Below are 24,118 nucleotides of genomic sequence, written 5' to 3'. Positions count from 1 at the left end.
AACTTTGCTCGCGGATGAACACGTCGCGTATGCGCAAGGTTCATCTTCATAACCGCGCGGCCAGCAGCCCGGCGAGTTCCTTCCACGCGCGCCCGCTGCGCCACAACGCGCCGCGCGACGGCACCCAGCGTTGTTTCCAGCCGCACAACGGCGCGCCTTCCGGTACCGGCACCGGGACCACTTCGATCCCGGCTTCGCGGAACAGAAGGTTGGCTCGCGGCATGTGCAGCGACGAAGTGACCAGCAGCAGGCGTCGCAAGCCGTGCCGGCGCGCGATCTCCGCGGTGTATTCCGCGTTGTCGCGCGTATCGCGGCTGTTCTCTTCCAGCAGCAGTACCGAAGCGGGCACGCCGAGCCGTTCCATCGCATCGGCCATGCGGCGCGCTTCACTGCCCTTCCCGCCTCCGCCGCCACCGGAGAGGATCACCAGCGGCGCTCGGCGCGCCCACCAAGCGCGCGCGCCGGCGGCGACGCGGCTGTACTTCAGCGCCTGCGCATCGACTTCGGGACGATCCAGCCATCCGTAATGGCCGCCGCCGAGCACCACGATGGCATCCGCCGTGGGCAGGCTCGCGGCATCGGCGACCGTCGGGTAACGACGTTCCAGCAAGCCGCGCAGCGCATCCGAAGCGATCGGCACCGACCACACCGCCGACCACGCCACGCCCAATGCGAGCAGCGCGGCGCCGAGCCTGCGTCGCCGCACCACGATCAACACAAGCGCGGCCAACGCCAGCCACAGCGACAGGGTCGGCGGATAGGTCAGCGCAACGACGAGATCCTCGATCGAATTCGGCATGCTCAGGAAACCTGCAGGCACTTCTGCCAATCGCCCGGCAACGGCACCGGGAGCAATTCGTCGTAGACCTCGAGGGTCTGGCGGATCACGCCGCGCAGGTCGAAGTGCTGCAGCGCCTGCTGGCGCGCGCGGTCGCCCAGGCGCAACAGCAACTCGCGATCGTCGTCCAGCCGCGCCAGCGCCGCGGCCAGCGACGACGCGCTGCGCGGTTGCACGTGCAGGCCGTCGACGCCGTCTTCGGCGACGACTTCGCGACACCCCGGAAGATCGGTGGTCACCAGCGCCAGGCCGCTAGCCGCGCCTTCGATCAGGCTCTTCGGCACGCCTTCGCGGTAGTAGCTCGGCAACGCCATCACGTCGACCCGGCGCATCAACGCAGGCATGTCTTCGACGTGGCCGAGCCAGCGCAGGGCGCCCTGGCGCTGCCACTCTTCGACCTCTTCGCGCTGCACCGAACTCGGATTGCCCGGATCGGGCGTGCCGGCGAGCAGGAAGTCGATCTGCCGCCCCTGCCGTTTCAGCATCAGGGCGGCTTCGGCGAACTCGCCAACGCCCTTTTCCCGCAACAGCCGCGCCGCCAGCAGCACGCACATCGGTCGCGTCGCCGGTGCGCGCGGCGCAGGACTGAACCGGGTGATGTCGACGCCGGAGCTACGGATCACCCGGATCTTTTCCGCCGGCGCCAGTCGCAGTTCGGTGAACAGGTCCGCGTCGTCCGGGTTCTGCAGGATGACCCGGGAATTGCCATGGCCCAGGCTGCCGCGCATCAACGCGCCGACCAGGGGCCGAAGCACGCGCGCCTTCAGGCTTTCGCTGGCGAACACGTAGCCCATCCCGGCCACTGCATTGACCATCGCAGGTACACCGGCGATGCGCCCGGCTAGCGCACCGTACACCGCGCATTTGGCGGTGAAGCTGTGCAGCAGGTCGGGTTTCTCCGCTGCCAGCAAGCGTGCGAGCGCCCGCAATACCCACGCCTCGCGCAACGGATTGAGGCTGCTGCGTTGCATCGGCAGCGTCCGCCACTGGATGCCATGATCCGCGAAACGGGCGCCGAAATCGCCGGGCGGCGACACCATCACCACCTCCGCGCCCAGCGATTGCAGTTGCTGCGCGGTCGACAGGCGGAAGTTGTACAGGTACCAGTCGGTGTTGGCGAACAGCACGATCTTCATCGAACGCCCTCCGCCATGCCACCGTGCACGGCATCCCCGGCCCTGCCCTGCCCGATGGTTGCGAATCGTGCCGACGGCAGCAGCAAGGGAAGGATCAGGAACAGCAGGAAGCAGGACGCATAGCGGATGCCGCTGCCGGGGTTGTAGATGCCGAACGGCGTATACGCCACCAGCATCATCACCGTTGCCGGCAGCCAGCCCAGCAGCACTACGGCGCGCGGCGGCTCGTGCAGCTTGAACAACGCGGTGTAGGCGGCGCGCAGCAGCAAGCCGAGCACGATCAGCCCGGCGGCGAAGAACGGCAGCATGATCGGCCGAGAAAGCACTTCCATCGGCGTCGGCCCGACCAACGCCAAGGGCGCCATCCACCACACGTTGGCCAGCAGGTCGCCGGTGTCGCGAAGGTCGACCCAGGTCCGCGTGGTCGCCGAGGTCACCGTGAAGTAGCTCCTGGCCTGCGGCAGCACTTCCTCGCCGATGAAGGCGTCGATCTGCGGCCACGTCACGTACAGCGTCAACGCGGCGAGCAGGATGAAGAACAGGGCGCGCACGCCGACGCTGAGGCGCAGCCGCGGCCCCCAGGCGAACATCAGGTAGACCACGAAGAACAAGGCTGCGCCGAGGCCGAACGGCGCGCGCAGGTACACCATTCCCGCCACCGCCAGGGCCGCCAGCAGCATGGCGCCAGCGCCGCGCCGGCGCCGGTAATGCCCGAGCACCGCGCCCATGAAGAAGCCCATCATGCCGACGAACAGCGATTCACGACCGGTCACCGAGGCCCACACGCCGAAGTTCGGGTTCAACAGGATCAGCAACAACGGCCAACGCTGGCGTCCGCGCAAATCCGCGCCGGAGGCCAGGTAGCAGACGCCGGCGGCGGCGAACATCGAGAATGCGAGATGCACCAGCACGTCCATGCCCAGCACCGAGCGCAGGCCGCCGGCGATGCGCGTGATCAGCAGGGTGCGGCCCTGGGTAAACGACGATTCGCCATAGCCGCCTTCCAGGTAGGCCTGGGCATCGCCGAGCATGCTGTAGCGGCTGTAGACGAAGACGGAAAACAGTGTCCAGCCGGCGAAGATCGCCAGCACGAGGAGCCGACCGAGCGGTGCGCCCTCGATGGCCAGCGACCGCGGCGCGAAACGGTATTGTGCGGATGCGATCATCGTTCGAACCTCCGTGGTGCGCGGTTCCCCGCGCGATGCCGGCGCGGATCACGGGCCATGGGTCAACTCCGGGTGCAGCTTGCGCACGCCCCGCCAGGTGCCGAACAACAGCGCGGCTTCCGCCACCACCGTCGCCCAGGCTGCGCCCATTTCGGAGAACAGCGGGATCAACAGGACGTTGCCGATCACGGCGACGACCGTCGCCATCGTCATCGCGTGGACGCGCAGGCGCATGTGGTCGCCGGTCATCAGCGCGGCGCCCATCGCGGTGGAAAGGAAGCGGACCGGCGGACAGATCGCCAGCACCATCAGGATGGCCACGACCCCGCTATAGCGCTCTCCGAACGCCAGCGGCACCAGCCACGGGCTCAACGCCAGCATCGCGGCGCTCACCAGCAGTCCCAGCACGAACATGCCGGCATTGCCCTTGCGATAGGCGAAACGGAATTTGGGTTTGTCGTGCGCGGCCCAGCGGTGCAGCTTGCCCTGCAGGAACTTCTGGTAGATCGTCGCCGGGATCAGGTAGATCGCGGTCATCACCGCCAGCGCGATCGCATACCTGCCGGCATGCGCATCGCTCTGGAAGTACTTCAGCAGGATCGTGCTGATCTGGAAGAACACCGGATACAGCGCCGCATACACGCCGTAGGCCCAGGCCTGCGACCACACATCGCCCATGCCGGGGCGCACGCCATGTTCGATCGCCTCGGGTCTTGGCCCGTGTCCCTTCAAGGCGATCTCGCCGCGGAACATCGCGCGTATCTGCGGCACCGCCGACAACGCCATCAGCAGGGAAATCGACCCGTAGGCGATGGCGACGAAGCGCCAGCCGAGCTGCGGCACCAGCAACAGGCCGATGGCCACCAGCAGCCGGCTGCCCGGAATCGCCAACTGGTTCAAGGCCATCCGCGCGAAGCGGTCTTCCAGCCGGAACTTGTTGCTGGCCAGGTTTACCGTCAGCACGCTGAGGATCACCGGGGTCAGCACCAGCAGGCTGAAGCGCGTGCCATCGCGCGGCGCGGCCAGCAATGCCCAGGCCACGACGATGCCTATCGCCAGTACGGTCGTCGCCAGGGTGAAGCGCAGCGACGGCACCAGCCAGCGATCTGCCGCCCAGCCTTCGACGCCATACGCCTTCAGGCGGAACTGGGTCAGGCCGAAGCCGGCCAGCGGCGCGATCATCGTCACCGTCGCCAAAGACGAAGCGAACAATCCATAGGCATCGGGCCCCATCTTGCGCGCGAGCAAGGTCTGGGTGAGGAACACCATCAACGCGCCGACGACGGTGGCGACACCGAGCATCGACACGGTCATCGCCGCGCGGCGCAACGCGGGCAGTGCCATCGAGGCGTTCATCGGCGGCGCCTCCCCGCCATGACGTGCTTCGCTTGCTGGGGGAGACTGGCGAACATCATCGGACTCTCGGGCGACAAGACTTCGGCTGCGTCTCCCGCTTCCTCCGAAGCAGCGAGCTGTCGCAGTCGTCGCACGATTATCCGGATGCGCTTCGCACGCACTGAACGAGCGTATACAAGCCTGAAGCGAGATGACGCGGGTCTTACCCGCTTTTCACCGCCTCGTCACCGCCGCTTTACTCATTCGGGCAAAGCGGCGCATCGGCCGCGTCCATGTCTAACCCGAACCTGAATTGGACAGGTTCGGGAGCGCGCACGGTCTCGGCAACCGTGCGCGGTCATACCCCTCAACGATAGTAGTTCGTCGTGATCCGGATGTCGGTCGTGGCGCTGTAAATGTAGATGTCGCGCTCGATCTTCGAACTCCACCCATCCAGGGTGAAGGCGGTGCGCGTCAGCACGCCCTGGCGGCTGTAGTTGCCGGAGAAGATGTTGCGGCTGACCTGGCAGTTGCTGGTTCCATCCTGGATGAATACGCCGGTCGCCGAGTTGTTGCGGATGGTGTTGTTGGAGATGTAGCTCGCCACCGCGTTGCGGGTGACGATGCCGCAACTGCCGTTGTTCTCGACGGTGCAGCGGTCCACGGTGACGCTCTTGGACCCCTTGTACAGCAACATGCCGTAGCGGGCGTTGCCATGCACCCAGCAGTTCCGGAACAGCACTTGGTAGGCGATGTTGCCGTTCTCCGGCTCGATGTCGACGCCGCATTGCGGCGAGGTACCGTGGCTGTAGCTGAACTCGGAATCGTAGACCTTCACCCCGCGCACGTAGCCGACCGACATGGCCTGGCGGCGGTTGCCGGTGCTGACGACATTGGCGACGACGACATTGGAAGCAGGTACCGGCGGCGCCTGCCACACGCTGGCGCCGGCGACCACGAGGCCGTCGCCCCAGCAGTTGGAGATGTGCATGTCACGCACGATCACGTTGCTGGAACCGCGGATGAAGACGCCGCGACCCCACTCGCCGGTGGTGCCGTTATGACCATCGCGTTCACCGATGATGCGGCCGCCGGAAATCTCCACGTCGTGCTGCTTGCTCGCGTACAGCACGCTGTACTGCTCGGCGCTATTCGGGATGGCGACCAGCACCGCGTCCGACGCCAGCCGCAGGTGCATGTTGCTGCGCAGGCGCACCGAGGTCACCGCGTCGATCAGGTAGGTACCGCCCGGAATGTCGACGGTACCGCCGGTCGAAGGCAGCGCATTGATCGCCCGCTGGATCGCGGCCGTGTCGTTGGAATTGCCATCGCCGAGCGCGCCGTAGTCGCGCACGTTGAGCACGGTGCCGCTACGCGCCAGGGTCGGCAAAGTGTAGGTGGATACGGCCACGCCCTCGCTGGTGACGGCCGCGAACAGTGGCTTGGCGAAGCCGGCCAGGGTGGCGGGCACCGCAATGGCCATCGACTTGCACAGGAAATCGCGACGCGCCATCCCAGGCTCGCGCACCGCGCGAGCGGTTTCGATGTTTTTCATGTAGGGAATCCCCGAGGTGTTTCTGTTCTGGTTACAAAATTTCTGATGCGTACGACGCAGGCACGAAGTCACGCGCCAATGCAGGACGAAACGTATCCGAATATCGCGCCATGTACAGAACGGATTTCCATAACTGTGACTTCGCATCCTATTCACTCGCGTGAACGTCGCGAAGTCAGTTTGGTGCAGGCGCATTCAAGTACATGACCGCGCGGCGGGAGCGTGCGCGCACCCGCGGATTTTTCATCCCCCGTTCTCGCCTCCCGTGCCATGGTGCTCCTGATCGAATGGATGGAGCATTGATCTGCATGCTTGACGCGGACCGCATGGCCGGGAGTGACGACCCGGCGTCGTTCGCGCCGGTGAACCTGTTGTGGACCGGCGGCTGGGATTCGAGTTTCCGCCTGCTGCAACTGTTGCTGCTGCACAGGCGCAAGGTCGTGCCGTGGTACCTGGTCGACGAGACCCGTGCCTCGTCCCGCAACGAGCTGCTCGCCATGCAGCGCATCCGCGAACGCCTGTTCCAGGAACATCCGCAAACGCGTTCCCTGCTGGCGCCGCTCCGCCGCCACGACGTCGCGGAAATCGCCCCCGATCCCGAGATCACCGCGGCCCATGCAGCCCTGGCGTCCGAGCGCTTCCTGGGCAACCAGTACGACTGGCTGGCCAGGTTCTGCAAACAGCAAGGCATCGAACGCGCCGAGCTCGCCGCGGGTTACGTCGGTGGCCGCATCCATGCCGCGTTGCATGCGTTCGTCACTTCGTTCCGCGATGGCGACCACGACAGCTACCGCGTGGGACCGGAGCACCGCGGCACGCCGCAGCACCTCCTGTTCGGCGCTTTCTCGTTCCCGCTATTCGAACTGGACAAGCTGGGCACCGCGCGGATCGCGGCCGACCACGGCTGGCTGGACCTGCTGGACCTGACCTGCTTCTGCCACAAGCCGCGCAACGACGGCGTGCCATGCGGTTGCTGCAACCCGTGCCTTTACGCAGTGGACGAAGGTTTCGGCTGGCGCATCCCGCGCAGGAACCGCATCAAGGGCATGTTCTACCGCGCGCTCGTGCGGCCGGCGAAAGCCCCGGCCAAGGCGATCCTGCGGCGCCTCGGCGGCGGCGCCGAGCGTTCCCCGTCGCGAGCGGGCTAGCGGGAGGACGCGACGGGATTGCCGTCCACGCGGATGTTGCGCGAACCGGCACGAACGGCCACGCCGCGGCCGCCGTTGCCCTGGAGGCGGTTGCCGTTGAACTCGGAGTCCAGCGCGGCGAAGGCGAGAATGCCCGGACCGCCATTGCGCTCGATCGTGCAGTTCCGGATCGTGACCGCGGCCGCTCGCTTGTACAGCTGGATGCCTGCGCCGCGGTTGCCGCTGGCTTCGCAGTCCTCGATCACGATATCCCGCGCGACGTCGGCATCGGGTTCGATGTCGATACCCGCGCCGGGGGCGGTGCCGCCGTTGCCGTTGAACCGGCAATCGCGCACGCGCACGCCACGATAGCTGCCCAGGGTCAAGCCCTGGCGCCGATTGCCTTCGCACACCACCCCGACCAGCAGCAGGTCGCTGCCCGGTTGCGACCAGCGTCCGCGGGACATGTAGCCGCCGGCGGAAATGCCATCGCCCCAGCAGCGGGAAATCCGGATGTCGCGCAGGGTGACCCGCTGGCAGGCGCGCAGGCGGATGCCGTGCCCCCACTCGCCTTCCGTACCCAGGTGCGCATCGCGTTCGCCGATGATGCGGCCACCCGAGATCTCCAGGTCCTGCAGGCGCTCGCCGAGCAGCACGTTCGTTTTCGGCTTGGCATTGGGCATGGCGCGCAAGGTGGCGCCTGCCGCCAACGCAAGATGCATGCGGCTGCGCAGGCGGACGCTGCGGGTCGGGTCGATCAGGTAATCGCCTGCAGCAACCTCCACGGTACCGCCCGCACTCGGCAGCGCGTCGACCGCAGCCTGGAACGCCGCGGTGTCGTCGTGGACGCCGTCGCCCCTCGCCCCGTGATCGCGGACGTCGATCCGCGCACTGCCGCGTGCGCGTGACGCCTCGGCAGAGGACGCCCGCGCCAACGGGAAGCCTGTGGCAGCGACGAAACCCAGCATGAGCAGGCCGCCCACGAAGGTACGGCGCGACTCCGCCGCACTTTCGGCATCCGTATCCGTGCTCATGCCGCTTCCGCCTGTGCAGGCTGCTCCACCGCGTTCTCTTCGCGATGGTGGGCCAACCATGGCAGCACCACCGCGAGCAGGTAGAACTTGGAGGCGTGATATTTGTTGTCGAAACGGCGGCGATTGCGGTCCAGCCATGGCACCGCGCCGGGCAACAGGTCGCCCGCCAGGCGTGCGTATTCGCGGACCTGGTCGAAACGCTGCGCGGCCAGGCCGCGCACGTCGAAGCGGAAGCTGCCCTTGCCGCGCACGTAAGGCAGCTCGCCGAAGTGGGTGGCGATGTGGCGGCGGATCAACACCTTGTTGGTGCCGGTGGCCGGGTCGACCTTCTGTTCGCGCGGCACGTGGTGATGGATCCACTCGCGCAGCGCATAGTCGCAAAGCGGGTATGCGGCCCGCATCGACATCGCTTCCGCGGTGTAAAGGCCCTTGGCGAAGGCGCCTGCGGAGCCGGCGATGGACATCGACATGTCGCGCCATTCCCAGGCGCTGGTCGCGGTGCCGATCTCGCGCTTGAACAGCTGCAGCCGCTCGCGCGACCGCGCCGACATCGGCTCGCCGAACAACTCGTCCACTTCGCCGTCGGCGAAGCGCGAGCCGGGAAACACCCGCTCGACCGCGCACATGCGCAGGCTGCCCAGCAGGAAACAGAGGCGGAAGCTGCGTTCCACCAGCGGCAAGCCCGCCAGCCAGTGCGGCAGCGGCAGGTCGCGCGCCATCCAGCGCAGCAGGCGATGCTTCAGCTCCATCGGGGTACCGAAATAGCTGTCCGCACCCATGCCGTCGATCACCCCGTCGCCGCCGGCGGCGGCGATCTCGGTAGCGAGGTCGAAATACGAAAGCAGGGCGAAATCGGCGGTCAGCAACGGCATGCGCGGCACCGCCGCCAGGTAGCGGTCGAAGGCGCGGCCCGGATCGCAGACCAACGCCTCGTGGCGCAGGCCCAGGGTGCTGGCGACCTGCGCCGCGCTTTCCAGTTCGTTCTCCTCGCGCCCGCCCAGGTAGGTGATGCACGTGGTGTCTGGCCGGGCGTCGGCGCAGGCGATCGCCAGCGTGGTGGAATCCTTGCCTCCGCTCTGCAGCAACCACGGCGCGCGCATCTTCGCGCAGCTGCGCTGCACCGCTTCGCACAGCATCCGATGGTAGATCGCGACCCAGTCCTGCTCGCGCCCGACCGACTCCGGCACCTCGCCGGCGTTGCGGAACTTGAAGCGGAACTCCGGCTCGGCCAGCATGTCCTGGGACGGATCGAAGCCGAAGGTCACCAGCTTGACCTCGTCGTAGATCGAATGCGGCGGGAACACGAAAGCGTTGCGCAGCAGGTCGGCGACCGATACCCGGTCGATGTGCCGCCGGACCGGCCGCAACGCGGCGAAGTCCGGCTCCGCGTAATAGGGGGACATCGTCATCTGCATGGCGCATGCCTCCCGCGCTTACGAGCGCATCGGAACGTATTCGTAGTGGCTGTAGGCGTACTGCCCTGCGCCGCGGTTCTCGACGCCGTTGAAGATCGCGCCGTCGACCTCGACTCCGTTCTGCTCCAGCCGCCGCTTGGCCAGCACGATCTCGCGCTGGCGGTTCAGGCCCCAGCGCACCACCATCAGGCAGGTGCCGACGTTCTGCCCGATCAACGCCGCATCGGTCACCGCCAACACCGGCGGCGTGTCGATCACCACCGCGTCGTAGCGCGAGGACAACTGGCCGAGCACGTCGGCGAAGCGGTTGCGCATCAGCAACTCCGAAGGATTCGACGGCACCGCGCCGCGCGAGATGAAGAACAGGCCGTCCGCGCCCTTGACCGGACGGATCGCTTCGGCGGCATCGATACGCCCCGACAGCAGTTCGGACAGGCCCTCGCCGCAACGCATGCCCAGGGCATGGTGCAGCGAGCCGCGACGCATGTCCGCGTCGACCAGCAGCACCCGCTGGCCGGCCTGGGCGATGGACATGGCCAGGTTGGCGCAGACGAAGGTCTTGCCGACCGCCGGGCTCGGCGCGGCGATCATCAGCAGGTTGTTGCCGTTGCGCATGCGGGTGAAATGCAGGCTGGTGCGCAGCGCCCGCACCGCTTCCATCGCCAGGTCGGTCGGCGCGCGCAAGGCGAGCAGGCGCTTGCGGCCCAGGCCGCGGCGCGCGCCGTCTTCGGTCAGTTCGCGCCCGCGCGAACTGTGCGGAATCGAGGCGTATACCGGCAGGCCGAGCATTTCGATGTCGGCCGGGTCCTCGATGCCGCGCCGGAACATCTGCCGCAGCAGCACGAACGCGACCATCAGCATGGCGCCCAGCGCGGTGCCGATGGCCACGGTCGGCAGCGGTTTCGGCCAGGCCGGCTGGTCGAGGTTGACTGCGGCCGGATCGATGATGCGCGCATTGCCCACCGCGCTGGCGGCGGCGATGTTCAGCCGCTGCGCCTGGTCGAGCAGGTTGGCGTAGGTCTGGCTGGTGATCTGCACGTCGCTGTTCAGGCGGAACAGGCCCTGTTCGGCATCCGGCAACTGGCGGATGCGCGACTGCAAGGAAGCCTTGTCGCGCTGGAACTGGCTGATCTGCCGCTGCAAGGCCTGGTAGGTCGGATGCTGCGGGGTGAAGCGTCCGGTGACTTCGGTCGCCTGGATGCGCAACTGGTTCAGTCCCGAATCCAGCGCCAGCGCCTGGTCGAGCAAGGCCTTGTTCTGGGTGGCCACGTCCATGGTCTGGGTGTTGGCCTGGAAGTCGCGCAGCGCCGCCTGGGCCTTGGCCAGTTCGTCGCGCACCTTCGGCAACTGCGCGGTGACGAACTCGAGCCGCTTGGCCGCCTCGGCCGAATTGCGGTCAACGTTCTGGCGCACGTAGGCCTGGGTGACTTCGTCCAGCAGGCGGCGCGCGCGCACCGGATCCGGGCTGGCGTACGACAGGGCGATGACGCCGGAGCTCCTGCCCTGTTCGGACACTTCGATGTCGCGCTTGAGCTGGTCGACCAGCGACACGTCGTCGCGGCGGGTCACGCCGAAGCGCATGCCCGGATTGGCCTTCATCGATTTGACCTGCATCGCGATGCCGTTGGCCTTGACCGGCTGGCCGACGCGGCCTTCCACCAGCACGCGTCCGGCGTCGTCCGCGAGCACGTAGCGGCCGCCCTCGCCCGCGACCAACTGCAGCGGCACGTCGTACAGCGCCTGCGGCACGTCCAGCCGGGCGACTTCCAGCGATTCGCCGCCCCAGCCATAACGACTGAATCCACGCCACGGCGAAGCCAGCGCTCCGGGGTGCAGGCTCTGGAAACGGCGCGCGAAGTAGTCGCCGACCAGCGGGAAACGCGCCGGTTCTATTTCGATATCCAGCCCCAGCTTCTTCACCGCTTCGCCGAACACGTGGCGGGAACCCATCAGCTGGATCTCGGTCGAGGCGGCATCTCCTGTCGGCGCGGCGGGCAACGCGGCTTCCTCGTCGACGCCGGGCACGCCGGGCGTGCGGTTCTCGACCTGGATCACCGCGTTGGCTTCGTAGCGCGGCGTCGCGATCATCACGTAGGCGATGCTGGCCAGCAGGAACGCCAGGGTGCCGAACAGGACCAGGCGCTTGTGTTCGAGCAGGGTGCCGACCAGCCCGGGCAGGTCGACGTCGTCGTCGCGTACCGGCACCGGATGGATGCGCGGGTCGTCGTAGATCGGAATGCGGCGGCTCATGGATATCACCTCTCGTATTGCTTGCATGCCTTGCGCGGACGCATCAGGACGCCTTGCGCAGGGCCTGGTCGGGATCGGCGTCGTCGCGGTCCGCCAGGCCGGCTGGCGATGAGGAGGCGGCTTGCGCCGAACCGAGTTCGCTCAGGGCCTCCAGCACCTGTTCGTCGTCGCGCGCCACCAGCACGCGTTCGGCGGGCACGCCGGCGGCGATCAGTTCGCGGCCGGTGGACTCGCTGGAAGTCACGTGCAGGGCGGCCAGCGTGCGCACGATCCGGCGCCCCGCGTCGGCGATGTCGTGCGTCGCCGAGGCCTCGGTGCGCGGTTCCTCGCCGATGCACACCACCGGGATGTCGCAGGCGCGCGCAGCCAGGCTGGTCGCCACCGCGGCGGGCGAATTGACCGGCACCAGCACCGCGTCCGGCCTGGCCGCGCCCAGCAGGCGCTCCATTCCGTGCAGTGACGATGCGGTCACCTCGCCCGACGACTGCCGCAGGTTGAAATCCGCGTGCAGGTCCAGCGCTTCCAGCACCGGTTCGGCGGCACGCTCGGCGCACAGCGCCGGCTCGAACCGGTCGTCGTCGACCATGTTGTGCATGATCGATGCGATGGCGATGGCGTCGCCGGCCGAAGGCGCCACGCACAGCATCCGCATCCGCGTCGTCTCGCCGTCCTCATTCCCGTGGGTCGTGCGACCCGAATCCGGCAGCAGGTGCAGCGAGTGGCTGTTGATGCCAGCCACCTGCACTTCACCACGCCAGTCGTCGCCGAGCGCGATCTCGTCGCCGGTGGTGGTGGCGCCAGCCGTGTCGGGCGAGGTCTTCGGGGTGAAAAGCAGCGCATTGGCCCGGCCCGCCATCGCCACCGCGCGCTCGCCCCACAGCATGTACAGGACGGTGACGGCCACGAAGGCCACAAGACCCAGCACGCCCGGTGCGCCGCGCAAGGCGTATCCGAACGCGGTCAACAGGCCCGCGACGGCGACGATCACCAGCAATGCCGCCCGCGGCGCGAATCCTGCGTCCAGCAGCAGGTGGTGCAAATGCTGGCGATCGGGCTTGAACGGCGATTTGCCCTGGCGTATGCGCCGGTACATCACCGCCAGCGTGTCCATGACCGGAAGCGCCACGCACCACAGCACGTCGACCGGAGCGAGGCGGCGCACGCTGTCGTGGCTCAGGTAGATCAGTCCCCAGGCCAACACGAAACCGATCAGCGTGCTGCCCGCGTCGCCCATGAACACCTTGCGCCCGTCGGGCCAGCCCAGGTTGACGCAGACATACGGGATCAGCGCGGCAAACAGCACCTCGAGGAACAACAGCGCCCCGGGATGACCGCCGGCGAAGTTGCCCATCAGCAGCACCGAACCGATCGCCGCCATCGCCATCGCCGCGGCCAGGCCATCGATGCCATCGAGCATGTTGTAGGCGTTGATCAATCCGATCACCGCCACCACCGTCACCGGGATTCCGAGCCAGCCCAGATGGAATTCCCCGCTGCCGAACAGCGGCCCCAGCCCGTCCACGTAGTAACCGGTCATCGCGATGACCCAGCCGACCACGCACATCTCCACCACCAGCCGCGTACGCACGCTGAGATCGTGGAAATCGTCGACCGCACCGACCGCGACGATCAGCACGCTGCCGGTCACCAGGCTCAGGGTGAAGTTATCCAGGTAGCCCAGGTAGCAAAGCCCGGCCAGCGTCCCGAGAAAAAAACACAAGCCGCCGATCAGCGGAATGCGTCCACTGTGCTGCTTCCGCGCATCCGGCCTGTCGGTCAACCCGAACCTGCGCGCGATCGGCCGCAGGGAAAAGATTGCGAAAAGGGATACGGCCAGGGAAATCGCACTGGCCGCGACAAGTTTTGGATCCACCATGTTTCCTCGCCTCGGTCTTCATTCCGGGTCGCAGGAATACGCGCTTGCGCGCACGAGCAGAGGCTGTTTCCCGATGCGTGTTCCAGCGTGATGCTTCTTTCTTCGTCTTGCCGGAAAAAACACTCGGAGGCCTATCCTCGAATTCCATGCTGCGTTGGCGAGGAATCTAGCCTTGGAAAAATGATGGAGCGATGAAGGCGCCAATTAATCATGCTGAACATGGGGGAGAACATTCAGCATCATCAGCGGATGCATGAATCAGGTTCACCGATGCGATGACATGGTGAATTCGAGAGCCGATTTCGACTCCACTTCAAAGACGGTGCAGCCACGCATCCAATGCGCTGTCGATCATCGAATACACGCCATCGAACATGTCGTCCGATCTCCCGTAGGGGTCGGGAATCTCCGAACGCCCGCTCCATTCGCCCAACAGGAAGGTCTTGGAACGCGTCCATGGCGCCATGCCCTGCAATGCCACGAGCTGGCGCCGCTCCATGGCCAGCACCAGGTGCGCATCCCTGATCTGCGCGATGTCGATCTGGCGCGCGACGTGCGTGCTTGCATCGAGTCCGTGCATCGCCAATACGCGGGCTGCGGCGGGATCGATCGGATACCCGACCATGGCCGCCAGGCCGGCCGATTCGACACGGATGTTGTCGTTCCCCTTGAGCTTTTCGCGCAAGGCGATTTCCGCCATCGGACTGCGGCAGATGTTGCCCTTGCATACGATGAGGATGCGCTGCGTCATCATCGCGCCCGTGGCACGCCGTCAGATCGGGCGGATCGCGCCCGCGACGCGGCTGCCCAGCCAGACCAGGAGTAGACCGGCGAACAGACTGGTCGCGAGGTACGCGAACAGCAGGCCGTTGCGGTCGGTCTTCGCGAACAGCAGGCATTCCACCATCAGGGCGGAGAACGTGGTCAACGCGCCGAGCACGCCGACGATCAGGAACGCGCGCCAGTACAGCGCGGACGGCCCGCGCGCTTCGAGCCAGACGACCAGGAAGCCGGCGGCGAACGATCCGATCAGGTTGACGGCCATCGTGCCCCACGGAAAGCCGCTGCCGAGGTGGCGCAGGAGGAAACCGCCCATCCAGAAGCGCAAGGCAGCGCCCAATGCGCCGCCGGCCATCACCAACCCGAGTTGCTGCCACCACAACGTGATCATCGGTTCGGCTTCCTCTTCGCGTTGCTGCGCGCCTGCGCCCGCGCCGCGCGCAGGGCGTCGAGTTTTTCCTTCAACTTGATCTCCATGCCCCGCTCCACCGGCTGGTAGTAGACGCGCTCGCCCATCGCATCGGGAAACGCGGTCTGGTCCAGCGCGATGCCGCCTTCGGCATCGTGGTCGTACTGGTAGCCGGTGCCGTAGCCGAGTTCCTTCATCAGTTTGGTCGGCGCGTTGCGCAAGTGCATCGGCACTTCCTGGGTGCCGTACTCGCGCACGTCGCGCCTGGCCGCGCCGAAGGCGACGTAGCCGGCGTTCGACTTGGCGGTGCTGGCCAGGTAGATGACCAGTTGCGCCAAGGCCAGTTCGCCTTCGGGACTGCCGAGGCGGTCGTAGGTCTCCCAGGCCTCGATCGCCATCTGCAAGGCTCGTGGATCGGCCAGGCCGACGTCCTCGACCGCCATCCGGGTCATGCGCCGGGCCAGGTAGATCGGGTCGCAGCCGCCATCGAGCATCCGCGCCAGCCAGTACAGCGCCGCATCGGGGTTGGAACTGCGCACCGACTTGTGCAACGCCGAGATCTGGTCGTAGAACTGCTCGCCGCCCTTGTCGAAGCGGCGCGTGCGGTCGGCCAGCACCTGGGCCAGCGTCTGCTCGGTGATTTCCCCGCCTTCGCCCGCGGCCAGTTCGGCGGCGATTTCCAGCAGGGTCAGCGCGCGGCGCACGTCGCCATCGGCGGCGCCGGCGATTTCGCCCAGCAGCGCATCGGCGATGCGGATGCCCTGCCCGCCCAGGCCGCGCTCGGTGTCGTCCAGCGCATGTTTCAACGCGACCCGAATGTCGTCGGCCGACACGGCTTCCATCACGTGCACGCGACAGCGCGACAGCAAGGCCGAGTTCAATTCGAACGAGGGATTTTCGGTGGTCGCGCCGACGAAGATGATCGAACCGCGCTCGATATGCGGGAGGAACGCATCCTGCTGCGCCTTGTTGAAACGGTGCACTTCGTCGACGAACAGCACGGTGTGCCGGCCTTCGGCGAAGCGTTGCGCGGCTTCGGCCAGCACCTGGCGCACTTCGGGCAGACCGGACAGCACCGCGGAAATCGCGCGGAATTCGGCATCGGCGTACTTGGCCAGCAGCAGGGCCAGCGTGGTCTTGCCGCAACCGGGCGGACCCCATAGCACCATCGAATGCACGTGGCCGCCCTCGACCGCCCGGCGCAGCGCACTGCCGGGCGCCAGCAGGCGGCGCTGGCCGACCATTTCGTCGAGCGTGCGCGGACGCATGCGCTCGGCCAGCGGTCGCATCGCGGTGCGGTCGACCGTCAACAGGTCGGGTTCTTCGATCAGGGGGATCTTGGGCTTGGCCACGTGCGCATTCTAGCGTCGTGAGTCGCGCCGGTGAGACGTTTCCTGCCCGGTGGGCAGCTATGCGGGGCCTCATGTGGGAGCGACCTTGGTCGCGAATGCTCTTGGCTTCTTCCGTTCATCCGAAAAGCGAGAAAAGCATTCGCGACCAAGATCGCTCCCACGAAAGCTTGCTAGCGCTCGCCGACCACGTCGATGTCCTTGCCGGGGACGTACTTGAACGTGCCGGCGGCGAACGACGGATTGCGCTTCCAGCCGCTGAAGGAAATCTCGGTGCGCTGGCCGACCGCGTCGACGACTTCCATCTTCGCCAGGCCGCCATTGCCGAAGCCGAGCTTGGCGCTCTGGAAGCCGGCGTCGCCCTCCTGCTTCGGGGTCAGCAGCAGCCATTGCAGGCCGGCGCCGGCCGCGCCTTCCTTGACGTTGAAGCGGGCGTCCAGCTTGGCCGGTTCGAACAACGCGGCAAGCGGGCTGTTCTGCTCTTCCGCGCCCTGGTCGCGGACGGTGGCCTGCTGCAGGTCGGGCTCATAGATCCAGACCTTGCGACCATCGGCGACGATCAGTTGTTCGTAAGGCTTGCGGTATTCCCAGCGGAACAGCTTGGGCGCGGACAACGCGACGCGGCCGTTGCTGCTTTCCTTCAACTTGCCGCCACGGTCGTACACCTGCTGGACGAACTGCCCGTCCAGCCCTTTCAGGCCGTTGGTGAACGACTTGAGTTCATCGCGTGCACCGGCGTGGGCGGACGGCGCGAAGGGAGCGATAGCGAAAGCGATCAGTACGGCAGCGCGGAACATGGGGATTGCCTGTTGGAGGTTCGCGGAAAGTGTGCCCGGCGGAACCTGAACAGGCCGCCGCTCAGGGCTTTCCTGAAGTTCACCGGGGCTCATCTAGGTGAAGCGATGCCCGACGCTCCGTCCATGAAGCCACGAATGAAGCCCTTCCCGGCGGAATACGCAAGGTCCACCACATGCAGGGCCAGCAATGCGATCAGCACCGTCTTCAGCCATGGACGCTGATCGATGGCGCGGCCGATTTTCTCGAAGGTGGCGGATGATTTGGCGCTTTCCATCTGGTTACGCTCCTTTATCGACATCGAATCAGCGCGGCGGTGGCGCCAATACCGTACGGTCGCCATTGTGCTCCGGCGGCGACACCACGCCAGCCGCTTCCATCGCCTCGACCAGTCGCGCGGCACGGTTGTAGCCGATCTTCAAGCGGCGCTGTACGCCCGAGATCGACGCACGACGGCTTTCGGTGACGATCTTCACCGCCTCGTCGTACAGCGGATCGGCTTCCGGATCGTCGGCGTTGGCGGCTTCCGGCAGGCCGGTCGCGCCGACCACCACGCCGTCGCCCATGATCTGCACTTCCTCGAGCACGCCTTCGATGTAGTCCGGCGCGCCGGTGGCCTTGATGTGCTCGACGACCCGATGCACCTCGTCGTCGCTGACGAAGGCGCCATGGATGCGCTCGGGCATGCCGGTGCCGGGCGGCAGGTACAGCATGTCGCCGTTGCCCAGCAGCGATTCAGCCCCGCTCTGGTCAAGGATGGTGCGCGAGTCGATCTTGCTCGACACCTGGAAGGCGATGCGTGTCGGGATGTTGGCCTTGATCAGGCCGGTGATCACGTCCACCGACGGGCGCTGCGTGGCCAGGATCAGGTGAATGCCAGCGGCGCGGGCCTTCTGCGCCAGGCGCGCGATCAGCTCTTCGACCTTCTTGCCGACGATCATCATCATGTCGGCGAATTCGTCGATGAAGATGACGATGAACGGCAGCGGTTCCAGCGGACGCGGCGCTTCGGCCAGGTCCGGGTTCGGCTTGAACAGCGGGTCCATCAGCGGCTGGCCGGCGTCCTGCGCGTCCTTGACCTTCTTGTTGAAGCCGGCCAGGTTGCGCACGCCGACCGCGCTCATCAGCTTGTAGCGGCGCTCCATTTCCGCCACGCACCAGCGCAGGCCGTTGGCGGCTTCCTTCATGTCGGTGACGACCGGCGCCAGCAGGTGCGGGATGCCCTGGTAGACGCTGAGTTCCAGCATCTTCGGGTCGATCATCAGCATGCGCAGGTCCTGCGGCGTGGCCTTGTACAGCAGGCTCAGCACCATCGCGTTGACCGCGACCGACTTGCCCGAACCGGTGGTGCCGGCGACCAGCAAATGCGGCATGCGCGCCAGGTCGGCCACGGTCGGCCGGCCGGCGATGTCCTTGCCCAGGGCCAGAGTCAGCGGGCTGGCCGACTTGTCGTATTCCTTCGAACGCAGCAGCTCGCTGAGATAGATCATCTCGCGGTGGGTGTTCGGCGTTTCCAGGCCGATCACCGACTTGCCGGGGATCACGTCGACCACGCGCACCGACTTCACGCTGAGCCCGCGGGCGATGTCCTTGTCCAGCGAGCTGATCGAGCTGACCTTGACCCCGGGCGCGGGCTCGATTTCGAAGCGGGTGATCACCGGGCCCGGATAAGCGCCGACCACCTGCGCATCGATGCGGAAATCCTTCAGCTTGAACTCGATCTGCCGCGACAGCGTTTCCAGGGTTTCTTCCGAATAACCCTTGGTCTGCGGCTTCGGATCGTCAAGCAGGGCCAGCGGCGGCAGGCCGGAAGCGTCGCCGCCGGTGCCATGGAACAGCGGGATCTGCTGTTCGCGCTTGGCCCGGTCGCTCTTTTCCACCACCGGCGGCGCCGGCGGTTCGATCTTCACCGGTTCGCGCTTGGCGCGCAGCTCCACGTCGGCCCTGCGCACTTCCTCGCGTTCCTCGCGCATCGCCCGGGTCTGCTGCCATTCGTTGGCCTGCTGGGTGCCGCGGCGGAACAGCGCCGGCAGTTTCAACGCCCAGCCACCGATGCGTTCCATCACCGCGAACCACGACAGGCCCGTGGCCAGGGTCACCGAAATCAGGAACAACGCCAGCAGGAACAGGCCGCCGCCGAACTCGCCCAGCCCGGTCTTCAGCGAACTGCCGACCAGCCGGCCGAGGATGCCGCCGGCATGCGCCTCGTTGTGTTCGGTCGGCAGGTACAAGCGCAGGTGCAGGATGCCGGTGGCGGCGATCAGGAAGCCGACCATGCCGACCAGACGCAGCGCAGGACCGAGGTCCGCTTCGCCGTCGCCGTCGGTGTCCATGCCGAACAGCGCGATCCAGGCGATGGCGCCCAGCAGCAGCGGCAGCACGTAGGCGGTGTAGCCGAACATCTGGCGCAGGAAGTCGGCGATCCACGCGCCGATGGCGCCGCCGATGTTGTGGATCGGGGTCAGCACGCTGCCGGCGGCCTGCGACCAGCCCGGATCGTTCGGCGAATAGGTAAAAAGGCAGGCCAGCAGGTACAGCAACACCGGTGCGATCGCGATCAGCGACAGGTCGCGCCACAGCTTCTGCCGGCGCGGATTCGGCGGCGCGGCCGCCTTGCGTGCCGTTGCGTTGGCGCCTTTCGCCTTGCCGCGTTCCGGAAGCTCTTTCGCCACCTTGACCAGACCTTAGGAATATTTCATTAGTAGTTGATAATAAACGAATCTTTCGCGAATTTCAGCAGCCTTTGCGATCCCGACGATTCGAAGTCCGGCAGGCATGGATCGGCTCGCCGAGCGCTTCGAGACAGCAGGATCGGCGCATCCGGAAACGATGCCGCCGCACCAGCGCATTCCATCGACGCGCCTTGATTCGCCCTGCCCTCACCGCCACTCTATGCGGACCGGCGAGACGTGCATCGGATGCGCGTTTCGCCTTCTTTCCATCCCGATCCCGAGTTTACATGACCACCTCGAAGCACTGCCGCCTGCTGATCCTGGGTTCCGGTCCCGCCGGCTGGACCGCCGCCGTCTACGCCGCCCGCGCCAACCTGAAGCCCGTCGTCGTCACCGGCCTGCAGATGGGCGGGCAGCTGATGACCACGACCGAAGTGGACAACTGGCCGGGCGATGCGCACGGCCTGATGGGCCCGGACCTGATGGCACGGATGCAGGCGCACGCCGAGCGGTTCGATACCGAGGTGATCTTCGACCACATCCATACCGCCGACCTGTCGCAGCGGCCGTTCAAGCTGATCGGCGACAACGGCGAGTACACGGCCGACGCGCTGATCATCGCCACCGGCGCCACCGCCAAGTACCTGGGCATCGAATCGGAAGAGACCTACAAGGGCCGAGGCGTGTCCGCCTGCGCGACCTGCGACGGATTCTTCTACAAGGACCAGGACGTCGCGGTGATCGGCGGCGGCAACACCGCGGTCGAGGAAGCGCTGTACCTGGCCAACATCGCCCGCAAGGTCTACCTGGTGCACCGCCGCGACACCTTGCGCGCCGAGAAGATCATGCAGGACAAGCTGTTTGCCAAGATCGAGGCCGGCAAGATCGAACCGGTCTGGCACCACACGGTCGACGAGGTGCTGGGCAACGACGCCGGCGTGACCGGCGTGCGGGTCAAGTCGGTGCTGGACGGTTCCACCCGCGACATCGACGTGCACGGCTTCTTCGTCGCCATCGGCCACACCCCGAACACCTCGCTGTTCGAAGGCCAGCTGGCGATGAAGAACGGCTACCTGACCATCAAAACCGGCCTGGACGGCAACGCCACCCAGACCTCGGTACCGGGCGTGTTCGCCGCCGGCGACGTGGCCGACCAGGTCTACCGCCAGGCGATCACCTCGGCGGGTTTCGGCTGCATGGCCGCGCTGGATGCGGAACGGTACCTGGACAAGAACGGCGGCTGACGCGGCGGATCCCGGCATGCGCACGAACTACGTCCTGATCGACTACGAGAACGTGCAGCCGAAAAACCTCGCCTTGCTGGAGGCCGAGCATTTCCGGGTCAAGGTATTCCTCGGCGCCAGCCTGGCGAAGCTGCCGGTCGACCTGGTGACCGCGATGCAGGCGCTGGGTTCGCGGGCGGAGTACGTGCGCATCTCGGGCAACGGGCCGAATGCGCTGGATTTCCATATCGCCTACTACATCGGGCGCATTGCCGCCGAGGATGCGGATCCGTACTTCCACATCATCTCGAAGGACACCGGCTTCGATCCACTGATCGCCCACCTGAAGGACAAGGGCATCGGCTGCAAGCGGTCCGCGACCCTCGACGCCATCCCGATCCTCCGCTCCCTGACCGAGGCGCCCAGGGACGAACAGGTCGACGGCGTGATCGAGAAGCTCAAGGGCATGCCCAAGAACCGCCCGCAGAAGGACAAGACCTTGCGAACCATGATTTCCGCATGGTTCGGCAAGAAGCTGGACGACGCCTCGCTGGACCGGGTCGTCGGCGAGCTGGTCAGGCGCAAGGTCATCGCCGTCAATCAAGGCAAGGTTCGCTACACCTTGCCGAGCTGACCTTGCGACGCGCTATCGTTCATTCGCTTGCCGACATCCCGGCGACCGCCTGGGATGCCCTGCACGACGGCCGCAATCCTTTCGTTGGCCACGCCTTCCTCGCCGGGCTCGAGCAGACCGGCTGCCTGCGCGAAGACTGGGGCTGGACGCCGCATCACCTCACGCTATGGAACGGCGACGCGCTGGTCGCCGCCGCGCCGGGCTACCTGAAGCACAATTCCCACGGCGAGTTCGTGTTCGACCACGCCTGGGCGCACGCCTATGCGCGCTACGGCCGGGACTACTACCCGAAATGGCTGGGCGCCGTGCCCTACTCGCCCGTCACCGGCCCGCGCCTGCTGGCGCGCGACGATCCGGCACGGCGCGAATTGCTGAAGGCGATCGTCGCGGAAACGCGGCGCCTCGGCCTGTCCTCGGCCCACGTCAATTTCCACACGGAAACCGAGGACAGCACGTTCGACGATGTGTGGCTGCCGCGCCTCGACGTGCAGTACCACTGGCGCAACGAAGCCGGCTGGACTTCGTTCGACGACTTCCTCGCCGCGATGGACCACAAGCATCGCAAGAACATCCGCCAGGAACGGGCGAAGGTGCAGCGCGCCGGCGTGACGTATCGCATGTTGCACGGCGACGAAGCCGGCGACGAGGCACTGGACGCGATGTTCGGCTTCTACCTGCAGACCTTCGCCGACTACGGCAATTCGCCGGCGCTGACACTGGATTTCATCCGGCATCTGGCGAAAACGATGCCCAGGCAGCTGGTGATCTTCCTCGCCGAGCGGCAGGGACAACCGATCGCCGGCGCGCTGTGCCTGCGCGGCGCCGATACCTTGTACGGACGCTATTGGGGCGCGACGGAGAATTCGCCCGGGCTGCATTTCGAGACCTGCTACTACCAGGGCATCGAATACTGCCTGCGCGAAGGTCTGCACGCGTTCGAACCCGGCGCACAGGGCGAACACAAGATCGCGCGCGGGTTCCTGCCGGCGTTCGTGCGCAGCCGGCACTGGATCGCCGAGGAAGGTTTCGCCGACGCCTTGCGCCGCTGGTGCGAGGATGAAACGCGCTCGGTCCGCGGCTACGCGCAAGCGCTCGCGGCGCATTCCCCATTCCGTTCGTCTCCGTAGGAGCGCTCTTCAGAGCGCGACCGGGAACCCTCCCGGATCCATGGAATTGCCTGCGCAGCGTCGTGCGATGGCGGTCGCACCCAGATGGGCGCTCCTACAAAAGCGGGAACATCGCGGCCAGAATGCGGGCATGAGCCAGCGTCCGTTCCTGTTGCCTCCCGATCCCGCCGCGCCGTTCCCGCCGGCGGAACTGGCCTTGCGCCAGCCGGATGGCCTGCTGGCGGTCGGCGGCGACCTGTCCCCTGCCCGCCTGCTCAATGCGTATCGCGGCGGCATCTTCCCGTGGTTTTCCGCGGGCCAGCCGATCCTGTGGTGGTCGCCGGATCCGCGCACGGTGTTCCGTACCGACGGCGTGCGCCTGTCGTCGAAGTTCCGGCGCTCGTTGCGGCATTCGGATTGGATTGCGCGCGCCGATACCCGCTTCGCCGAGGTCATCGCCGCCTGCGCCTGCCTGCCGCGTCGCGGCCAGGACGGCACCTGGATCACCGCGGAAATGCAGGCCGCCTATGTCGAACTGCATCGGCTGGGCCATGCGCATTCGGTCGAAGTGCTCGACGGAGCGACTTTGGTCGGTGGCATTTATGGCGTCGCCGTCGGACGGATGTTCTTCGGCGAAAGCATGTTCAGCGCGGAATCCGGCGGTTCCAAGGTCGCACTGGCCGCCCTCGCCCATCGCCTGCGCGAATGGGGCTGGCCGTTGATCGATGCGCAGGTCGAGAACGAACACCTGCGCAGCCTGGGCGCCGAACTGTGGCCGCGTCCGGATTTCCTGCGCATGGTGGCTGCGAAAACGCAGGAACCGGCCGAAGCCGGTTCCTGGAGCGCTCGATTCGGCGTATTGCCAGCCAACGAACTGGCTTGAGGGAAACAACTGCAATCCATGTAGGAGCGACGTCAGTCGCGAATGCTTTTTCCCCGACTTGTTGAAGAGCATTCGCGACTGACGTCGCTCCCACGACGCGGTGTTCAGCGGCGCTTGGCGGCGATGCGCTTGGCGACCTTCTTCCCGCGAGTGGTGGTGCGGCGCACGGCCTTGGCGGCCTTCTTCGTGGTCTTGCGGCTGCGGGTCGCAGGCTTGGGCTTCAGGCCCAGCTTGGCCAGCACCGGCGCCAGGCGCGCTTCGACTTCTGCGCTGAACTGGCCGACGCGGGCTTCGCCCTGCTCGCGCACGCTGGCGATGCCGCCGCGCACGTTGTCCTGCGCTTCGCCGGCCAGTCGGGCTGCCCGCTGCTTCAACGCGTCGATGCGGGCGACCGCGTCGTTGGCGGCGTTGCGGGTTTCGCGGCGGGCGATGGCGACCACGCCCAGGCCGGCCAGCCACAGGTGGCGGAGGCTGGTTTCGGGCGTCTTCGCCGGGATCTTCTTCGCGGCGGGTTTCTTTCTCGCGGCCATGGGGG

At 66.7% G+C, this 24,118-nt stretch carries 21 protein-coding genes; 5 read left to right on the top strand and 16 right to left on the bottom strand.

Annotated elements, in window-relative coordinates:
• Positions 1-46 precede the first annotated feature (46 nt).
• The 5 genes from J5837_RS13075 to J5837_RS13055 form a co-directional block, all read right to left on the bottom strand.
• Positions 47-799, bottom strand: coding sequence for a YdcF family protein (locus J5837_RS13075; protein WP_210537210.1), 753 nt, complete (start codon positions 797-799; stop codon positions 47-49).
• A 2-nt stretch (positions 800-801) separates the two neighbouring features.
• Positions 802-1,974, bottom strand: coding sequence for a glycosyltransferase family 4 protein (locus tag J5837_RS13070; RefSeq protein WP_210537209.1), 1,173 nt, complete (start codon positions 1,972-1,974; stop codon positions 802-804).
• Positions 1,971-3,140, bottom strand: a complete 1,170-nt coding sequence (locus J5837_RS13065; RefSeq protein ID WP_210537208.1) for a hypothetical protein — start codon at positions 3,138-3,140, stop codon at positions 1,971-1,973. Before J5837_RS13065 ends, J5837_RS13070 begins: the two co-directional genes overlap by 4 nt.
• A 48-nt stretch (positions 3,141-3,188) precedes the next feature.
• Positions 3,189-4,496 (bottom strand): lipopolysaccharide biosynthesis protein, encoded by a 1,308-nt coding sequence (locus tag J5837_RS13060; protein WP_210537207.1) that lies wholly within the window; start codon positions 4,494-4,496, stop codon positions 3,189-3,191.
• Between the two features lie 346 nt (positions 4,497-4,842).
• The gene (locus J5837_RS13055) at positions 4,843-6,030 is read right to left on the bottom strand and encodes a right-handed parallel beta-helix repeat-containing protein (protein ID WP_210537206.1); all 1,188 of its coding nucleotides are present in this window, start codon (positions 6,028-6,030) and stop codon (positions 4,843-4,845) included.
• A 308-nt stretch (positions 6,031-6,338) separates the two neighbouring features.
• Here J5837_RS13055 and J5837_RS13050 point away from each other — a divergent pair, with 308 nt between their 5' ends.
• Positions 6,339-7,178: a hypothetical protein gene (locus J5837_RS13050; RefSeq protein ID WP_210537205.1), complete on the top strand. Its 840-nt coding sequence runs from the start codon at positions 6,339-6,341 to the stop codon at positions 7,176-7,178.
• Here J5837_RS13050 and J5837_RS13045 read toward each other — a convergent pair.
• The 10 genes from J5837_RS13045 to J5837_RS13000 all read right to left on the bottom strand — a co-directional run bounded on the left by J5837_RS13045 (position 7,175) and on the right by J5837_RS13000 (position 19,737).
• Entirely contained in the window at positions 7,175-8,191 is a 1,017-nt protein-coding gene (locus J5837_RS13045; RefSeq protein WP_210537204.1) for a right-handed parallel beta-helix repeat-containing protein, read from the bottom strand. The genes J5837_RS13050 and J5837_RS13045 overlap by 4 nt on opposite strands.
• Positions 8,188-9,594, bottom strand: coding sequence for an asparagine synthase-related protein (locus J5837_RS13040; RefSeq protein ID WP_210537203.1), 1,407 nt, complete (start codon positions 9,592-9,594; stop codon positions 8,188-8,190). Before J5837_RS13040 ends, J5837_RS13045 begins: the two co-directional genes overlap by 4 nt.
• A 30-nt stretch (positions 9,595-9,624) precedes the next feature.
• Positions 9,625-11,856 carry a polysaccharide biosynthesis tyrosine autokinase gene (locus J5837_RS13035; protein ID WP_210537202.1) on the bottom strand — a complete coding sequence of 744 codons (2,232 nt, stop codon included), beginning with the start codon at positions 11,854-11,856 and terminating at the stop codon, positions 9,625-9,627.
• A 43-nt stretch (positions 11,857-11,899) separates the two neighbouring features.
• Positions 11,900-13,636, bottom strand: a complete 1,737-nt coding sequence (locus tag J5837_RS13030; protein WP_210537201.1) for a UDP-N-acetylglucosamine 2-epimerase — start codon at positions 13,634-13,636, stop codon at positions 11,900-11,902.
• A 409-nt stretch (positions 13,637-14,045) separates the two neighbouring features.
• Positions 14,046-14,483, bottom strand: a complete 438-nt coding sequence (locus J5837_RS13025) for a low molecular weight protein-tyrosine-phosphatase (RefSeq protein ID WP_210537200.1) — start codon at positions 14,481-14,483, stop codon at positions 14,046-14,048.
• A gap of 21 nt (positions 14,484-14,504) precedes the next feature.
• On the bottom strand, positions 14,505-14,903 hold the full coding sequence (gene crcB / locus J5837_RS13020; protein WP_210537199.1) for a fluoride efflux transporter CrcB: 399 nt from the start codon (positions 14,901-14,903) through the stop codon (positions 14,505-14,507).
• A complete protein-coding gene (locus J5837_RS13015) occupies positions 14,900-16,210 on the bottom strand; it encodes a replication-associated recombination protein A (RefSeq protein WP_210537568.1) in 1,311 nt (436 codons plus the stop codon). The genes crcB and J5837_RS13015 overlap by 4 nt, the downstream gene beginning before the upstream one ends.
• A gap of 233 nt (positions 16,211-16,443) precedes the next feature.
• A complete protein-coding gene (gene lolA / locus J5837_RS13010; RefSeq protein WP_210537198.1) occupies positions 16,444-17,067 on the bottom strand; it encodes an outer membrane lipoprotein periplasmic chaperone LolA in 624 nt (207 codons plus the stop codon).
• Between the two features lie 89 nt (positions 17,068-17,156).
• On the bottom strand, positions 17,157-17,342 hold the full coding sequence (locus J5837_RS13005) for a hypothetical protein (protein WP_210537197.1): 186 nt from the start codon (positions 17,340-17,342) through the stop codon (positions 17,157-17,159).
• A 28-nt stretch (positions 17,343-17,370) separates the two neighbouring features.
• Positions 17,371-19,737: a DNA translocase FtsK gene (locus J5837_RS13000; RefSeq protein ID WP_210537196.1), complete on the bottom strand. Its 2,367-nt coding sequence runs from the start codon at positions 19,735-19,737 to the stop codon at positions 17,371-17,373.
• 287 nt (positions 19,738-20,024) lie between these two features.
• On the opposite strand from J5837_RS13000, the gene trxB reads away from it, so the two are divergent.
• The 4 genes from trxB to aat all read left to right on the top strand — a co-directional run bounded on the left by trxB (position 20,025) and on the right by aat (position 23,583).
• The gene (trxB, locus tag J5837_RS12995; protein WP_210537195.1) at positions 20,025-20,981 is read left to right on the top strand and encodes a thioredoxin-disulfide reductase; all 957 of its coding nucleotides are present in this window, start codon (positions 20,025-20,027) and stop codon (positions 20,979-20,981) included.
• A gap of 16 nt (positions 20,982-20,997) precedes the next feature.
• On the top strand, positions 20,998-21,594 hold the full coding sequence (locus J5837_RS12990) for a PIN domain-containing protein (RefSeq protein ID WP_210537194.1): 597 nt from the start codon (positions 20,998-21,000) through the stop codon (positions 21,592-21,594).
• A 2-nt stretch (positions 21,595-21,596) separates the two neighbouring features.
• A complete protein-coding gene (locus J5837_RS12985; RefSeq protein WP_244755952.1) occupies positions 21,597-22,721 on the top strand; it encodes a GNAT family N-acetyltransferase in 1,125 nt (374 codons plus the stop codon).
• A 130-nt stretch (positions 22,722-22,851) separates the two neighbouring features.
• A complete protein-coding gene (gene aat, locus J5837_RS12980; protein ID WP_210537192.1) occupies positions 22,852-23,583 on the top strand; it encodes a leucyl/phenylalanyl-tRNA--protein transferase in 732 nt (243 codons plus the stop codon).
• 104 nt (positions 23,584-23,687) lie between these two features.
• On the opposite strand, the gene J5837_RS12975 is transcribed toward aat, so the two are convergent.
• The gene (locus tag J5837_RS12975) at positions 23,688-24,113 is read right to left on the bottom strand and encodes a hypothetical protein (RefSeq protein ID WP_210537191.1); all 426 of its coding nucleotides are present in this window, start codon (positions 24,111-24,113) and stop codon (positions 23,688-23,690) included.
• Positions 24,114-24,118 lie beyond the last annotated feature (5 nt).

The organism is Pseudoxanthomonas helianthi (assembly GCF_017939625.1).
Lineage (GTDB): Bacteria > Pseudomonadota > Gammaproteobacteria > Xanthomonadales > Xanthomonadaceae > Pseudoxanthomonas_A > Pseudoxanthomonas_A helianthi.
The sequence above is the reverse complement of the archived record's forward strand: the minus strand, read 5'-3'. Positions and strand labels throughout refer to the sequence as shown.

Coding starts and splice junctions, on each gene's coding strand:
- J5837_RS13035 (WP_210537202.1), bottom strand. CDS start 11,856: ATGAGCCGCCGCATTCCGATCTACGACGACCCGCGCATCCATCCGGTG.
- trxB (WP_210537195.1), top strand. CDS start 20,025: ATGACCACCTCGAAGCACTGCCGCCTGCTGATCCTGGGTTCCGGTCCC.
- J5837_RS13070 (WP_210537209.1), bottom strand. CDS start 1,974: ATGAAGATCGTGCTGTTCGCCAACACCGACTGGTACCTGTACAACTTC.
- J5837_RS13065 (WP_210537208.1), bottom strand. CDS start 3,140: ATGATCGCATCCGCACAATACCGTTTCGCGCCGCGGTCGCTGGCCATC.
- crcB (WP_210537199.1), bottom strand. CDS start 14,903: ATGATCACGTTGTGGTGGCAGCAACTCGGGTTGGTGATGGCCGGCGGC.
- J5837_RS13005 (WP_210537197.1), bottom strand. CDS start 17,342: ATGGAAAGCGCCAAATCATCCGCCACCTTCGAGAAAATCGGCCGCGCC.
- aat (WP_210537192.1), top strand. CDS start 22,852: ATGAGCCAGCGTCCGTTCCTGTTGCCTCCCGATCCCGCCGCGCCGTTC.
- J5837_RS13050 (WP_210537205.1), top strand. CDS start 6,339: ATGCTTGACGCGGACCGCATGGCCGGGAGTGACGACCCGGCGTCGTTC.
- J5837_RS13060 (WP_210537207.1), bottom strand. CDS start 4,496: ATGAACGCCTCGATGGCACTGCCCGCGTTGCGCCGCGCGGCGATGACC.
- J5837_RS13015 (WP_210537568.1), bottom strand. CDS start 16,210: ATGCGACCGCTGGCCGAGCGCATGCGTCCGCGCACGCTCGACGAAATG.
- J5837_RS13075 (WP_210537210.1), bottom strand. CDS start 799: ATGCCGAATTCGATCGAGGATCTCGTCGTTGCGCTGACCTATCCGCCG.
- lolA (WP_210537198.1), bottom strand. CDS start 17,067: ATGTTCCGCGCTGCCGTACTGATCGCTTTCGCTATCGCTCCCTTCGCG.
- J5837_RS12975 (WP_210537191.1), bottom strand. CDS start 24,113: ATGGCCGCGAGAAAGAAACCCGCCGCGAAGAAGATCCCGGCGAAGACG.
- J5837_RS13055 (WP_210537206.1), bottom strand. CDS start 6,030: ATGAAAAACATCGAAACCGCTCGCGCGGTGCGCGAGCCTGGGATGGCG.
- J5837_RS13040 (WP_210537203.1), bottom strand. CDS start 9,594: ATGTCCCCCTATTACGCGGAGCCGGACTTCGCCGCGTTGCGGCCGGTC.
- J5837_RS13025 (WP_210537200.1), bottom strand. CDS start 14,483: ATGACGCAGCGCATCCTCATCGTATGCAAGGGCAACATCTGCCGCAGT.
- J5837_RS12990 (WP_210537194.1), top strand. CDS start 20,998: ATGCGCACGAACTACGTCCTGATCGACTACGAGAACGTGCAGCCGAAA.
- J5837_RS13045 (WP_210537204.1), bottom strand. CDS start 8,191: ATGAGCACGGATACGGATGCCGAAAGTGCGGCGGAGTCGCGCCGTACC.